Genomic DNA, 13,117 nt, shown 5'->3' with positions numbered 1-13,117 from the left:
AATCCTGTAAGCAGAAACTGTAAAAACATGGCAAATGGATTTTCAGACAGATAAAAGACGAGTGAAATCCGAAGAGGATAGAAAAATACGGGAGAAGAGTATGATTTGTCCAAAGTGCGGAAGAAAAATAAAGGGAAATTACTGCAGCGAGTGCAGAATATACCTGGTTTCAGGAGAAAGAACAGAAGAAATCCGGAGAGCTGAACCAAAGCAGAGAGAAAGCGGCTGGAGAGACGGCGCCCTCGCAGATGACAGCTTCCACGGCAGACAGGAGAGGGCTGAAATAACTGAAAAGGAAAGGGAGCAGAGAGAGGAGAGTGCCCGGGAGCTTAGCCGACATTCCGGCCGGGATTGGGAATACCGCCGTTCGGTGAAAAGAGAGCGGCAGTCTGAGAGCAGTGCCGGACGGGAAAGAGGAAGGAGCAGGGCGAGAAAAGAACCGGACACGCAGGAGAAGCGTGAAAGCTATAAGAGCCTGAAAAAATCCGGGAAGGCGTCTGAAAAGGCGAAAAAGAAGAAGGCGAAACTGCCCTCCCTCTCACTTCCAAGGCTTCATCTGCCGGGAGGGCTTGCTAAGTTCTGTTCCAGGGCTTCGCAGCTGTTTTGCGCTCTGCTCATGCTCTGGCTTGCCTTCCATGCCCTCCCCGGGCTCTGGACAGGAAGAGAGGGGCTTGGCTCCATAAGAGTGCTGATCACAGAAAGGAATGTCAGTATGGCAAGCTATCTGGCGCTGTCGGGAGGCTATCTGTTCTTTACCTGCATTTCAGCACTTTGGATTATGACCAAACGCCATTTTGCATCAGGAGATAAAGTAGTCAGCGCGGATCTGGGAAGAGGGTTCACCGCTTTCCTTTTGCTGGCTGCCATTTCCTGGGCAGCGCCCAGGGCAGAACTGTTTCTGGAAGGACAGGCACTGCTTGCAGGAACGGAGCGCTTTCTTGACATCATGCTTCCGGAAGCAGAGACAATCTTAAAGGTATCTGTTTGGGGACTCTTTCTGTGTGTGCTTCGCCGGTTTCTGAAGGTGTGATGAGAAAGAACCTTCTGCTTTAAAGAGAATCTTACGGCTGGCCGTCTGCATCCTTCATCAGGCTGCAGGCGATTCTTACGGCATCTTCAATGCAGCCGGGACAGCTTCTCAGCATGCTGCCTCCTGTCAGCCCCTTGAGTTCACTGCAGACTGTAGAACCGTTCTTCTGAAGAAACTGTTCCCTCACCTGCCGTACAAGACCGTAGGTGGAAGCCTTTGTGGAAGGGCTCTGGGTTCCGATGCTGTTTGAAAAGCCCAGAGCAGCCACTGCTCCTGACACGGCTCCGCAGGTTTCCTGCATCTGTCCCATGCCGAGACCGAAGCCTTCCATCAGCCTGAAACAGATATTTTCATCAACTCCCACCTCTTCGCTGAGAGCGCAGGCAACGGACTGGGCGCAGTTATAGCCCATCCGGTGGAGCCTGACAGCCCTCTCCACAAGTTCCTCCGTTCTTTTTTCAGTCATAACAAGTTCCTCCTTTTTCGCTGATAAAATAATTTTTAAAATAAGACAGTACAGTGCCTTGGCTATAAAAGTTAAAACCGTGAAAGTATGGAAAATGAACAGGTACAGAAAAACAGTACCAGACAGCAGCTGCTGCCGGAAATCAACGGATACAGTTAAAAAAAAGAGCTTCCCGCGGCAAAAGCCGCTGGAAACTCTTCCCTCATAATTAATCGGGGCAACAGGATTTGAACCTGCGACCTCTCGGCCCCCAGCCGAGCGCGCTACCAAGCTACGCCATACCCCGATTGGAAATCCTTATTCATTATACCACAAAATAAAAAAAAGGGAAGCCCTAATTTTAATTTTTTTGAAAAACATGGTAAATTTAAACAATTCCTGTCCTTTCCGCCTCAGGAAGGAGGGATGGCGCCGTGAAAGAGCCGGCAAAATGCAGCGCAAATAAAAATATACCGGAAAGTCTGTCTATGCTATAATGAAAGTATCAAAAGATAAGAATTACCTCAGGAGGAAGGCGCAGTATGATTAGCTTCGATTTGGACATGACACTTTTAGATCATAAGACCGGGGAGATAACACCCAGCGCCCTGCAGGCGATCAGACGGCTCAGGGAAAGACACAAAATAGTGCTGGCCACAGGCAGGGACATGGACAATTACTACAGCTCAAAATTCAGGGATATAGTAAAGCCGGATGCGATCGTACATTTAAACGGCACAAAGGTGACAGTGGGCGAAAAGCTCCTCTATGAGCATGAGTTTGACAAAGAGCTTTTGAGGGAGCTTCTCACCTACTGCGATGCCTGCGGATTTGCCGTGGGAGTGACAGTGGGCGACGAGGACTACTATATTCATCCGGAGGTAGTGGAGGAGAGTGACAGAAGACTGTGGGGAATCACGGGAAGAAGATTCTGTGATCCCTGGAAGCTTCTGGAGATGAAGGTGAGGACTCTGGCCTTTGTTGGAAATGAAGAGCAGGCGGCCCAGATCGAACACAGATTTCATCAGCTTCGGCTTCCTCTGTTTGCAGGAAAGCATGGGGCAGATGTGATTGAAAAGGGATACTCCAAAGCAGACGGACTCAGATGCCTGGCAGAATATTTCGGAGAGGACACAGATCTCAGGGATACAGTGGCTTTCGGCGACAGCATGAATGATATGGAGGTAATCCAGGAGGCCGGCACAGGGGTAGCCATGGGAAATGCCATAGAGGAGCTGAAGAAGTGTGCGGATCTGGTGACAGATCCAATTGAGCAGGACGGAATCTGGAATGCATGCATCAGGCTTGGCCTTTTTGAGGAATAGAAGGCCGATGGCAGGTGCCGGAGGACGGGCTGCAGGGATGTAAAAAAGACGAAAGATTTCAGCAGAAAATTAGGAAAAGTAGTGTATTCCCAAAACAAAGGACCAGTGATATAATTGATTGTCAAACAGGTCAGATTTCCGGCTTACGGAGGTCAGGATGCGGCTCAGAAGAGAATCAGCAGGCATCATGAAGGACACCGGGAGCGCTGACCCCCATACAGCAGAGCTGTCTGGGAAAATAAAAGACATAAGGGGAATGCAGCATGGAGCACTTAATAGTACCAGAGAACTACGAACCTGCCATCGGCCTTCGGGAAACACAGGTGGCTATCAAGATTATCAAGGATTTTTTTCAGAGGGAGCTTGCGAAGCAGCTAAATTTAACGCGCGTGTCTGCGCCGCTGTTCGTGCTGCCTGAGTCGGGACTCAACGACAACCTGAATGGTGTGGAACGCCCCGTTTCCTTTGGAATCAAGGAACAAAGCGACAGACCGGCTGAGATTGTCCATTCCCTTGCCAAATGGAAGAGAATGGCGCTGAAGCAGTACGGGTTTGGAGTCGGTGAGGGACTCTACACAGATATGAGCGCGATCCGACGCGATGAGGACACCGACAATATCCACTCGATCTATGTGGATCAGTGGGACTGGGAAAAGATCATTGCCAGAGAGGAGCGCACCAGGGAGACCCTGGAGCTTATCGTAAAGGCTGTGTACAAGGCTCTCAAGGTGACAGAGGACTACATGGCGTATGAATATGAATATATAGGAAGATATCTTCCCGATCACATCGAATTTGTTACAACACAGCAGCTGGAGGACATGTATCCGGACTGCACGCCCAAGGAGAGGGAATATAAGATTGCAAAGCTCCACAAGGCAGTGTTTATTGAGCAGATAGGTGACAAGCTCCGTTCCGGCGAGAGACATGACGGCCGGGCCCCGGACTATGATGACTGGAAGCTGAACGGTGATATTATCGTGTACTATCCTGTTCTCGATATCGCGCTGGAGCTCTCCTCCATGGGAATCCGCGTGGATGAGAAGACGCTCAGAGAACAGTTAAAGAAGGCAGGCTGCGAGGAGAGGGCAGAGCTCACTTTCCAGAAGGAACTTTTGGAGGGCAAGCTTCCCTGCACAGTAGGAGGCGGTATTGGCCAGTCCAGAATCTGCATGTTTTATCTGAGAAAGGCTCACATCGGAGAGGTGCAGTCTTCCGTCTGGCCCGATGGAATCCGGGCAGAGGCAGAGAAGCACAATATTTTTCTGCTCTAAAACGGAAGGTTTACTTACACCGGGAATTGTTCTTCCGCCTGAAAAGCAGGGGGAACCTGTCAGTTTTCTGGGCAGGAAGACAGAAAATGCAGAGGCAGAGTGTGGACTTCGGCCCATCATTACAGTAAGGAACAGGAGGTTTTGCAGATGAATACAGTGAATGAAAGAATTGAGGCTCTCCGCGGGCTGATGGAGGAGCGCGGAATCGATGCCTACCTGGTACCCACAGCAGATTTCCATGAGTCTGAGTATGTGGGGGATCATTTTAAGTGCAGAGAGTTTATTACAGGTTTCACAGGCTCAGCAGGAACAGCCGTGATTACCCGCAGCGAGGCAGGGCTCTGGACAGACGGCCGCTATTTTGTCCAGGCGGGCAAACAGCTTGACGGCAGCGAGGTGAAGCTCTTCAGGATGGGACAGGAGGGCGTGCCCACCATCGAAGAGTACCTGTCAGATAAGATGCCGGAAAACGGTGTGCTGGGCTTTGACGGCCGCGTAGTGAATGACGAGATGGGAGAGGGACTGCTCAGCCGCCTGAAAAAGAAAGCCGTAACGGCTTCCAGCGAGGAGGATCTGATCGGCCTTCTGTGGAAGGAACGCCCGGAGCTTCCGGCAGAAAAGGTGTGGGTCCTGGATGTGAAATATGTCGGTAAAACAGCAGCACAGAAGATTGCAGAGCTCAGGGAAGAGATGAGGAAAAAGAGGGCCACAGTCCATATCCTGACAACTCTGGACGACATTGTATGGCTCCTCAATATCCGCGGAAACGACGTTCCCTGCAATCCGGTTGTACTCTCCTATATGGTCATTACGGAGGAAAAGCTGTTCCTGTTTATCAATGAGAAGACGATGGACCAGGCAGTACGGGAGTACCTGGAGGGCCTGGGAGTCAGAATTATGCCGTACAATGATATCTATGTACTGGTGAAGGCTTTCCGGAACGAGAGAATTCTTCTGGAAAAGAGTCATGTGAACTTTTCCATCTGCCAGAGCCTGGACGGGACAAATGAGATTCTGAATCAGATGAATCCCACATCAGCCGCCAAGGCCGTAAAGAATCCCACAGAGATGGAGAATATAAGAAAGGCCCATATCAAGGACGCTGTGGCCATGATTCGCCACCTGCGCTGGATGAAGGAAAATGTGGGCAAGATCGAGATGGACGAGATGTCTGCTGAGGCGCATCTGGATCGCCTGAGAATGGAGACCGAGGGCTGCCTGGGCCTGAGCTTTAACACCATCTCCGCATACGGGGAAAATGCGGCTCTCTGCCACTATTCCGCGACACCGGAGACTAATAAAAAGCTGGAGCCAAGGGGGCTTTATCTGGTAGATTCCGGCGGTCAGTACTATGAGGGAACCACAGACATTACAAGAACGATCGCCTTAGGACCGGTGACGGAGGAAGAAAAGAAGTACTTTACTCTGGTTGCGGCCTGCATGCTGAGGCTTCTGAATGTGAAATTCCCCTATGGCTGCCATGGGTATAACTTCGATCTGGCTGCCAGGGAGCTTCTCTGGAGAGAGGGACTTGATTTCAACCACGGAACGGGCCACGGAGTAGGATACCTTCTGAATGTGCACGAGCGTCCCAACGGAGTGCGCTGGAGGGTCGTTCCGGAACGCCAGGACAACGCCGTTTTTGAGGAGGGAATGGTGACCTCTGACGAGCCCGGCCTGTATTTTGAGGGAAAATTCGGAATCAGGACGGAGAATCTGATGCTCTGCGTAAAGGCAGAGAAAAACGAGTACGGCCAGTTCATGCAGTTTGAAAACCTCACCTGGGTTCCGATTGATCGGGACGCCATTGACACAAAGTGGATGGAAAAACGTGATATTGAACTTTTGAACACCTACCACAGACAGGTATACGAGGTGATGGCACCTCATCTTGAGGAGGATGACAGAAAGTGGCTTGAGGCTGCCACCAGACCGGTAGAGTAGGACAGAAAACAAAAAATCAGGCGAAGTCATATGTTCGCGGACCGGATTATATCATATAGTAACCAGAGAAGAATATTTAAGAGAGGTTATTGCGATGCGCGGATATATGACAGGAGTTAGGGCCTGCGAGGCGGCAGCCGGAGGACGCGGGTATTTACAGGTGGATGTAGTCAATGAGGAGAACAATTTTCCCATACAGGATGCGGTGGTGACTGTTCAGGAGGAGGACGGCAGAGTTCTTGAAGAGCTGGCCACAGACAACTCCGGGCAGACGGAGAGCGTGGAACTGGATACTCCTCCTCTTGCTCTGAGCCTTGAAAGCGAGAATACAGTGCGCCCATACAGCGTTTATAATCTTCATATTTCAGCTCCAGGATATGAAGCGGTGGACATTACGGGCACGGAGGTTCTGCCCGGCATTACGGCCATACAGCCGGTGCGGATGCGGCCGATTGTGGTGAATACCGATCAGATGGCCAATATCAATATTCCGGGGCATACGCTGTATGAGACCTATCCGCCCAAGATTGCGGAAGCAGAGATTAAGCCAGTGACCGAGAGCGGCGAGATTGTCCTGAGCCGGGTGGTGGTCCCACAGACTATCGTTGTTCACGACGGAGTGCCTACCGACAGGAGCGCAAAGGATTATTACGTGCCTTACCGCGACTACATAAAGAATGTGGCCTGCAGCGAGATTTACGCCACCTGGCCGCAGGCCACAATCGTGGCCAACGTGCTGGCAATAATGTCCTTTACCCTGAACCGTGTATACACAGAATGGTATCGAAATCAGGGCTACGATTTTACCATTACTTCCTCCACAGCCTTTGACCACAAGTGGATTTACGGAAGAGACATTTTCGACACGATCTCTGTGGTGGTAGATGATATTTTTGACAGCTATCTGTCCAGACCGGATGTGAAGCAGCCAATCCTGACACAGTACTGTGACGGAGTAAGAGTAAGCTGCCCTAACTGGATGACACAGTGGGGGTCCTGTGCCCTCGGGGAGCAGGGCTACAGCCCGATTGAAATTCTGAGAAGCTTCTACGGAAATGATATGTATATCAATACAGCAGAGCAGATATCGGGAATTCCTGCATCTTTTCCCGGAACCGATCTTACCATCGGCTCACGCGGCAGCAAGGTGCGCCAGATGCAGGAGCAGCTCGATGCGATCGCCACAATCTATACAGCCATTCCGAGAATACAGCCCGATGGAATTTATGGCCCGGCTACAGCGGAGGCCGTGAGAACCTTCCAGTCTATTTTCGGACTCCCGCAGACGGGAGTAGTGGATTTTGCTACCTGGTATAAGATTTCACATATTTATGTGGCAGTTACAAGGATTGCTGAGCTGAACTGACGGATGGCAGAGAAACCAATGGACGTGAGCCGGAAACTGTTGCGGAAGCTGTTTTATAAAGATTTCCCATGGAGGAAATCAGAGCAGGGCTGAGGAGGCCTGAAATCCAAAGAGAGAAAAAGTTTAAAAACTTAAATTGAGAAACGATTCAAAACAAGAGAAAAATCCTGAGACTGAAAGAGGAGAAGAGTATGAGAGCTACGGCAGAAAGTCAGAGGATGGAGGAGAAAAAATCAGGGCGCGGCAACGGGATAACAGAGGGGGTTATCTGGCAGCAGCTCCTTATTTTCTTCTTCCCCATTCTGTTCGGTACATTTTTTCAGCAGCTTTACAATACCGTGGACGCTGTTATAGTGGGACGCTTTGTCGGCAAGGAGGCCCTGGCGGCAGTTGGAGGCAGCACGGGAACGCTGATCAACCTTCTGGTCGGCTTTTTCGTGGGACTCTCATCAGGAGCTACAGTAATCATCGCGCAGTTTTACGGCGGCGGAAGGGCGAAGCGTGTCAGCGAGGCGGTTCACACGGCCATTGCCTTTTCCCTGGCCTGCGGTGTGGGACTGATGCTGATCGGTATTTTCTGTTCACCGATTGCTCTGCGTGCCATGGGGACACCAGAGGACATTATGAGTTATTCTCTGTCCTATATCAGAATCTACTTTTTGGGAATTATCCCCAACCTGATCTACAATATGGGTGCAGGAATCCTGCGTGCAGTGGGAGATTCCAAACGTCCGCTCTATTACCTGATGGCCAGCTGTCTGACAAACATTGTTCTCGACCTGGCGCTGGTAGTCGGACTTAAGATGGATGTGAGAGGAGCGGCGATAGCCACGATTGCATCCCAGCTTGTCAGCGCGGTGCTGATTACAAGGCGGCTCCTGAAGACTGAGGATACATACAAGCTGGTCATCAAAAAGATACGCCTGAACCTCTATATGGTAATGAGGATTGTGCGGATCGGTCTTCCTGCCGGCCTTCAGTCTGTCATGTACTCTGCATCCAACATCATCATTCAGAGCAGCGTGAATTCCCTGGGTACAGATACCGTGGCTGCCTGGACAGCCTACAGCAAAATCGACAGTGTTTACTGGATGATTATCAGCGCCCTGGGAATTTCCGTCACCACATTCGTAGGACAGAATTACGGTGCAGGGAAGATGGATCGGGTGAAGAGAGGAATTTATGTCTGCCTGGGGCTCAGCTTCCTCATCACAATTTTACTGAGCGTTTCCCTCTATCTGGGAGGCGGCTACATTTATCTCATGTTTACGACAGATGCGGCAGTAATTGAAAAGGGAATGCAGATTCTCCATTTCCTGGTCCCCACCTTTGTGACCTATGTCTGTATTGAGATTCTCTCCGGCTCCCTGCGCGGAACGGGCGACTGCTGGATTCCCATGATAATGACGGCTCTCGGCGTATGCGCTCTCCGTGTGATCTGGATTTTAATTGCAGTCCCGATCAGCCCCAATATCATGACGGTAATTTTCAGCTATCCGCTGACATGGAGCATTACAAGTATCCTGTTCCTGATTTATTTTTATTGTTTCAGTTCACTGAAAAAATTTAATGTAAAGCTGCCTGGACTGCGGAGAAAACGCCGCAGGAGAGCATAGAATTCTGCTCCCCAGTTTCTTCCGGGACGCTGTAAAATACCGGAAAACGGGACAGTTCAAGCTGCCGGCAGAGAGCAGGGGCTGGACTGCTGCAGAAAAACAGCCGGAAATGTGAGAAAACAGTAGACACATTCCGGCTGTTGTGCTAATCTATGGGTATCTGAAGCGTTTTTTAAGAAAGGAAGGATGCATATGGAGTACAATTCTATGAACCAGTACGGCCAGGCTGAAGGTTTCGCCGGGGAAAGTCTTTCTACATACACGGCTAAAACATTTCTGTGGATGTTTGCAGGGCTTCTCGTCACCTTTGCGATGGCATACACGGGATATGCAACAGGGATTACGATGCTGGTATTCTCAAATCCCTATGGTATTTTTGTGATCACGGGAATTGAGCTTTTTGTGGTTATCAGTATGTCTGCCAGAATTCACAAGATTTCTGTGTCAGCGGCCAGAGCCATGTTTCTCTTTTACGCAGCGTTAAACGGGATCGTATTTTCCGCCTATTTTCTGCTTATCGGCTCAGGAATGCTGATTTTTATTTTCGGAGCGACGTCGGTATTTTTTGGACTGATGGCTGCGGTATCTTATGTGGCAAAGATCGATCTGTCCAGAATCCGCCCCCTTTTAATAGGAGGTCTTCTGTTTCTGATTGTGTTTAATCTGCTCTCCATGTTTTTAAATTTGACTGCTATGGAGACAGGCATCTGCTACCTGGGAATTATCATATTCCTGGCTCTCACCGCTTACGATGTGGGGATGATCCGCAGAAACTATGAGTATTTTTCCAGCAACAGCGAGCTGCTTGCCAAGGCGTCCATATTCTCAGCCCTTCAGCTCTACCTTGATTTCATCAACCTGTTTTTATATCTGTTAAGATTGTTTGCGAGGAACAGGAATTAGTGTTTGGCACGCTGCCGCAGCGGAAAGAGTGTTAAAATAAATTTCTGCTCGGAGCATTCAGATGCACGTGATACTTCGGCATCGAAAAACGGTTCGGCCGCCGGATTCTGAATAAGGAATCCGGCGGCCGTTTTTACTTCCGCGAAGTGCCTCATGGCATAAGACAGCTGGCAGGCTCTGATCTTCGAACGGAGGAAAAAGGTCTCCTTAGCAGCTTCGCGCCGGCGTGGTGGGATTTTATGCCCGCATTCCTGCCAGGAACCTCTGCTAAAGGGTGGGTTTATTGAATTGCTTGTCAAATTCAGGGTTAAAATAATAGTAGTTCTTCGAGTCAAGGGAATCCTTGAGATTCTCTAAGGCCTCACCGAAACGCTGAAAATGAACGATCTCCCTTGCGCGCAGAAACTGAAGGGGAGCGCGCACGTCGGGATCGGTAATAATGCGCAGCAGGTTGTCGTAAGTGGTTCGTGCCTTCTGTTCAGCCGCCAGATCCTCCGTTAAATCTGTGATGGCATCTCCCTTGCTCTGAAATTCACAGGCATTGAAGGGAATTCCTCCTGCAGCCTGAGGCCAGACTGCTGCTGTGTGATCGATATAGTAAGCGTCAAAGCCTGCAGTTCTGGCGTCATCCACTGTCATGTTTTTAGTGAGCTGATAGATAATGGCGCAGATCATTTCCAGATGGGCCAGCTCCTCCGTGCCGATGTCGGTGAGAAGACCGCCGATCTTTTTGCAGGGCATGGAATAGCGCTGGGACAAATACCGCATGGAAGCAGCCAGCTCCCCGTCCGGCCCGCCAAACTGGCTGATGATGAGCCGGGCTGTTTTGGGACAGGTATTCGTAATTTTTACGGGAAACTGAAGCCTTTTTTCATAATTCCACATCAGATGATTCCTCCTTCCCAGGGCGCGGGGCCATCCTGCCAGCTCCAGTGATCGGCAGGGCCCTCGGCACTTATGCAGTCGACGGTCAGAGGACCGTAGGCATCGGCGTACTGCTTCATAAGCTCTTTTCGGGTTTTGGCTGCGCTGTTAAAAGCAAGGAGAGCTTCCTGACAGTCGGGATGGGTGTCCAAAAAGAGCGTAAACTCATTGACTGCAAAGCTGATTTTATCGATCTCCCTCAGCAGAGAGGTTCGGTCAGATGATGATGTGCTGCTGGTCATGCTTCTCACCTCCTACAAAAAACGGCATGTCAAGACTTTCAAATACAGTTCCCCTGCAGAGAGCTGTTTCAAGCTCCATCGGCTTTTCCCAGGGCTGGGACGGCACGGAAACAATGGCAAGGCTCAAATGGCATCGGCAGGCTGCTGTTTCATTGCTGGATGCTGCAGTCATCTGTTCCACCTTCCTTTCTTTGAATATTTGAATAGTAAATAATGGGATTTTGCAGCTGCCGGCTGTGATTCTAAAATACCGGCTGCACAAAATCACCGGAATCTGATTCCTTAGTAGTATGAGCGGTCTGTCCGGCAGTTATATTGATAAAATATGTAAGTTGGGGAGCAGACTGGAAACAGGATGTCTGCAGCCGCCTGCGGAGTTTATATGAAGCGAGTAGTCTTTTTAAAGAGTTCCATATGGAAAAGTGTAACAAAACAACAAAAATATGTCAGATATGTTTAATAAAACTTGCAATTTGAGGGATAACCATATACAATATATACTAGGCGAAAATGGGACTGCAACGAAAAGGTATCTTTTACGAAAGCATTCCATGTCAAACTATTTCAAAATGGAGGACTGCAAAATGAGTAATTCAGCAAAAACATCAGCAGGTAAAAGAATCGAAGCTTTACTTGATGATAACAGTTTTGTTGAAGTTGGTTCTTATGTGACAGCGAGAAGCACAGACTTCAACATGACGGCACAGGAGACCAGCGCAGACGGCGTAATCACAGGCTACGGAACCATTGAGGGCAGCCTTGTGTACGTGTACAGCCAGGATGCGTCTGTGATGGGAGGCTCTGTAGGTGAGATGCACGCAAAAAAGATTGCGAATATCTACCGCATGGCCATGAAGATGGGCGCGCCGGTGATTGGACTATTAGACTGCTCGGGATTAAGACTTCAGGAGGGCACAGATGCTCTGGACGGCTTCGGGCAGATGTATCTTAATCAGACAATGGCCTCAGGCGTGGTGCCTCAGCTCTGTGCGGTATTTGGAACCTGCGGAGGCGGGATGGCCGTCTCTTCTGCTCTTGCTGACTTTGTATTTATGGAGGAGAAGGGAAAACTGTTTGTCAACTCCCCCAATGCTCTTTCCGGCAATGACGATTCCAAGTGCGATACAGCCTCAGCAGACTTCCAGAGCAGAGAGTGCGGTCTGGCGGATATGGTTGGAACAGAGGAGGAGATCTTAGAAAAGATGCGGACCCTCGTATCCATCCTTCCGGCAAACAATGAGGATGACATGTCCTATGACGAGTGCAGCGACGACTTAAACCGCCTCTGCGAAAATATTGAGGGATTCAGGGGAGACACAGGAAAGGCTCTCTCCATGATTTCCGACAATTACTTCTTCTTCGAGGTGAAGAAAAATTACGGCCCGGATATGGCAGTTGGATTTATCCGCTTAAATGGCACAACTGTCGGCTGTGTGGCTAACCGCACAGAAATTTTGAATGATGAAAACGAGAAAACTGAGGAATTTGATGCAGCTCTCTCCGCCCGCGGATGTGAGAAGGCGGCAGAGTTTGTGAACTTCTGTGATGCCTTTGGAATCCCTGTGCTGACGCTTGTAAATGCAAAGGGCTACAAGCAGTGCAAGTGCACGGAAAAGAAAATCGCGAAGGCAGCAGGAAGGCTGACATACGCGTTTGCCAATGCAGATGTTCCGAAGGTAACTGTGGTAGTGGGAGAGGCATATGGAAGTGCTTACGTAACCATGAACAGCAAATCCATCGGAGCCGATATTGTATATGCATGGCCGTCTGCAAAGATCGGAATGATGGACAAAACAGCAGCAGCCAAGATCATGTATGCAGAGGAGATTCAGGCGTCTGACAATGCCGCTGCTCTGATTGCCGAGAAGGCGTCCGAGTATGAAAAGCTCCAGTCCAGCGCTGAGGCTGCAGCAAGGAGAGGTTATGTGGACGATATTATCAAGGCGGAGGAGACAAGACAGCGCGTAATTGCCGCATTTGAGATGTTATTCACAAAAAGAGAGGGACGTCCATCCAAGAAGCATGGCACAGTCTAAGACGAGGTGACA

At 49.9% G+C, this 13,117-nt stretch carries 12 protein-coding genes and 1 tRNA gene; 8 read left to right on the top strand and 5 right to left on the bottom strand.

Translation table 11 applies throughout. The features are described 5' to 3' along the window. Positions 1–100 precede the first annotated feature (100 nt). Positions 101–1,030, top strand: a complete 930-nt coding sequence (locus tag LK436_RS12285) for a hypothetical protein (RefSeq protein ID WP_227910059.1) — start codon at positions 101–103, stop codon at positions 1,028–1,030. 31 nt (positions 1,031–1,061) lie between these two features. Here the strand turns inward: LK436_RS12285 and LK436_RS12280 are convergent, their stop codons facing one another. Then, positions 1,062–1,496 (bottom strand): C-GCAxxG-C-C family protein, encoded by a 435-nt coding sequence (locus LK436_RS12280; RefSeq protein WP_015573997.1) that lies wholly within the window; start codon positions 1,494–1,496, stop codon positions 1,062–1,064. Positions 1,497–1,708: 212 nt separating this feature from the next. Continuing rightward, positions 1,709–1,782 (bottom strand) — tRNA-Pro (locus LK436_RS12275). A gap of 235 nt (positions 1,783–2,017) precedes the next feature. On the opposite strand from LK436_RS12275, the gene LK436_RS12270 reads away from it, so the two are divergent. The 6 genes from LK436_RS12270 to LK436_RS12245 all read left to right on the top strand — a co-directional run bounded on the left by LK436_RS12270 (position 2,018) and on the right by LK436_RS12245 (position 9,903). Further along, positions 2,018–2,800: a Cof-type HAD-IIB family hydrolase gene (locus tag LK436_RS12270; protein WP_008396049.1), complete on the top strand. Its 783-nt coding sequence runs from the start codon at positions 2,018–2,020 to the stop codon at positions 2,798–2,800. Positions 2,801–3,063: 263 nt separating this feature from the next. Continuing rightward, positions 3,064–4,074, top strand: a complete 1,011-nt coding sequence (asnA, locus tag LK436_RS12265; RefSeq protein ID WP_008396046.1) for an aspartate--ammonia ligase — start codon at positions 3,064–3,066, stop codon at positions 4,072–4,074. 147 nt (positions 4,075–4,221) lie between these two features. After that, on the top strand, positions 4,222–6,018 hold the full coding sequence (locus LK436_RS12260; protein ID WP_044930686.1) for an aminopeptidase P family protein: 1,797 nt from the start codon (positions 4,222–4,224) through the stop codon (positions 6,016–6,018). Positions 6,019–6,112: 94 nt separating this feature from the next. Further along, complete coding sequence (locus tag LK436_RS12255; RefSeq protein ID WP_008396038.1) at positions 6,113–7,384, top strand: peptidoglycan-binding domain-containing protein; 1,272 nt, start codon at positions 6,113–6,115, stop codon at positions 7,382–7,384. Positions 7,385–7,575: 191 nt separating this feature from the next. Next, complete coding sequence (locus tag LK436_RS12250) at positions 7,576–9,000, top strand: MATE family efflux transporter (protein WP_008396037.1); 1,425 nt, start codon at positions 7,576–7,578, stop codon at positions 8,998–9,000. 192 nt (positions 9,001–9,192) lie between these two features. Continuing rightward, positions 9,193–9,903, top strand: coding sequence for a Bax inhibitor-1/YccA family protein (locus tag LK436_RS12245; RefSeq protein WP_044930684.1), 711 nt, complete (start codon positions 9,193–9,195; stop codon positions 9,901–9,903). 267 nt (positions 9,904–10,170) lie between these two features. Here the strand turns inward: LK436_RS12245 and LK436_RS12240 are convergent, their stop codons facing one another. The 3 genes from LK436_RS12240 to LK436_RS12230 are packed head-to-tail and all read right to left on the bottom strand — an operon-like array spanning position 10,171 to position 11,241. Further along, positions 10,171–10,788 carry a manganese catalase family protein gene (locus LK436_RS12240; RefSeq protein WP_008396034.1) on the bottom strand — a complete coding sequence of 206 codons (618 nt, stop codon included), beginning with the start codon at positions 10,786–10,788 and terminating at the stop codon, positions 10,171–10,173. Next, positions 10,788–11,069, bottom strand: a complete 282-nt coding sequence (locus tag LK436_RS12235; RefSeq protein ID WP_008396033.1) for a spore coat protein CotJB — start codon at positions 11,067–11,069, stop codon at positions 10,788–10,790. Before LK436_RS12235 ends, LK436_RS12240 begins: the two co-directional genes overlap by 1 nt. Then, positions 11,044–11,241, bottom strand: a complete 198-nt coding sequence (locus LK436_RS12230) for a spore coat associated protein CotJA (protein WP_015545183.1) — start codon at positions 11,239–11,241, stop codon at positions 11,044–11,046. Before LK436_RS12230 ends, LK436_RS12235 begins: the two co-directional genes overlap by 26 nt. A 412-nt stretch (positions 11,242–11,653) precedes the next feature. On the opposite strand from LK436_RS12230, the gene LK436_RS12225 reads away from it, so the two are divergent. Next, positions 11,654–13,105: an acyl-CoA carboxylase subunit beta gene (locus LK436_RS12225; protein ID WP_015574002.1), complete on the top strand. Its 1,452-nt coding sequence runs from the start codon at positions 11,654–11,656 to the stop codon at positions 13,103–13,105. The last annotated feature ends 12 nt before the right edge of the window (positions 13,106–13,117 follow it).

Source organism: Clostridium sp. M62/1 (genome assembly GCF_020736365.1).
Taxonomy (GTDB): domain Bacteria; phylum Bacillota; class Clostridia; order Lachnospirales; family Lachnospiraceae; genus Otoolea; species Otoolea saccharolyticum_A.
Note: the sequence above shows the minus strand (reverse complement) of the source record. Positions and strands in the feature narration are given on the sequence as shown.